The sequence below is a fragment of the Alcanivorax sp. HI0083 genome, assembly GCF_001635175.1.
On sequence record NZ_LWFX01001327.1, the window covers coordinates 1 to 1,510 of the forward strand.

Consider the following 1,510-nt stretch of genomic DNA (forward strand, 5'->3'; position numbering starts at 1 on the left):
GATGTCCACCGCATCCACCCGTGGCAGGTTGCCCACGGAGCCGGAGATGGCCACGTAGCATTCGTTTTCGATGGCGCGGGCCTGGGCGCAGTGGCGTACGCGCAGGTAGCCGTTCTTGGTGTCGGTCCAGAACGGGACGAACAGGATATCCATTTTCTCGTCGGCGAGAATCCGGCCCAGTTCAGGGAATTCCACGTCATAGCAGATCAGGATACCCACCCTGCCCGCATCGGTGTCGAATACCTGCAGCTTGTCACCACCCTGGATCACCCAGTCACGGCGTTCATGGGGCGTGATATGGATCTTGTATTGGGATTCCACCGAGCCATCGCGGCGCATCAGGTAGGCCACGTTGTAGACCTTGTCATCTTCAATCACCGGCATGGAGCCGCCGACGATGTTGATGTTGTAGCTCACCGCCATGTCCGCCAACGCATCACGCACTTCGTCGGTGAAGCTGGCCAGGAAGCGCACCGCTTCCACGGAGTTCAGTTCCGGGCGCAGGCCCATCAATGGTGCGCTGAAGAATTCCGGCAGCACGGCGAAATCGGCGCGGTAATCGGACAGCGCGTCGATAAAGAATTCCACCTGGTTGAGCAGGTCCTGCACGTCGCGGGCGGCGCGCATGCGGCGCTGGACCACGCCCACGCGCACCACAGTACGGCGCGGCCACTCGGCGTCGTCATCTTCCGGTTCGTAGAGGATGTTGTCCCATTCCAGCAGGGTGGCGTAGCCGTGGGAGTCTTCGTCTTCCGGCAAATACGCTTTCATCAAACGTTTCACGTCGAAGCCATTGGAAAGCTGGAATGACAAAATAGGATCGTAGATGGCGCGGGCTTCCACCTGCTCGATATATTCGGTCACCGGCATCTGGTCCGCGTAGTTGGTATACCCCGGCAGGCGACCACCCGCCAAAATCGCACGCAGGTTTTCTTCCCGGCACAGCTCTTTACGCGCTTCGTAAAGCCGGCGCCCCAAACGGTAGCCGCGGTATTCCTTGTCCACGAACACATCCAGGCCGTACAGCGCATCGCCATTCTTGTCGTGGGAGCGCACCTTGTCATCGGTGATCAGGTCTTCGTAGCGATGCGGGTTGGAGAAACGGTCGTATTTGACCTTGATGGTCAGCGCCGTGGCCACCAGCTCGCCGTTATCCTCAATGACCAGCTGCCCGTCCTGAAAAATGCGGATCAGGGTCTTGATGGTGTCTTCCGGCCAGGCCCCACCAATATCGTGATAGACCTGATCCATAAGGCGCGCCAGCGCCGGGTAATCGTCTTCGGTGAGCGTACGCAAACGCAGGCGGGTTGTTTCTTCGGCCATAAAAAAACTCCGTTTTCGCTGCACGCGTCACGCTCAACGCAACAACGCGATACAGGTCTATTCATCTCTTCAATGCCGCACCCACGCTTCTAATGCCCGGGGGTTACGACGATTTTGCTTTTCCGTGTTGCGTGTCGCATGCCGCATTCTGCGTCTCTATTTACGCATTCAATGGCGGAAAGGGAAT

At 58.4% G+C, this 1,510-nt stretch carries 1 protein-coding gene; it reads right to left on the reverse strand.

Features of this window, described 5'->3' with window-relative positions; all coding sequences use genetic code 11:
- On the reverse strand, nt 1-1,323 hold a 1,323-nt coding region (locus A3754_RS19775; RefSeq protein ID WP_063521061.1), incomplete at its 3' end, for a bifunctional GNAT family N-acetyltransferase/carbon-nitrogen hydrolase family protein.
- Nucleotides 1,324-1,510 lie beyond the last annotated feature (187 nt).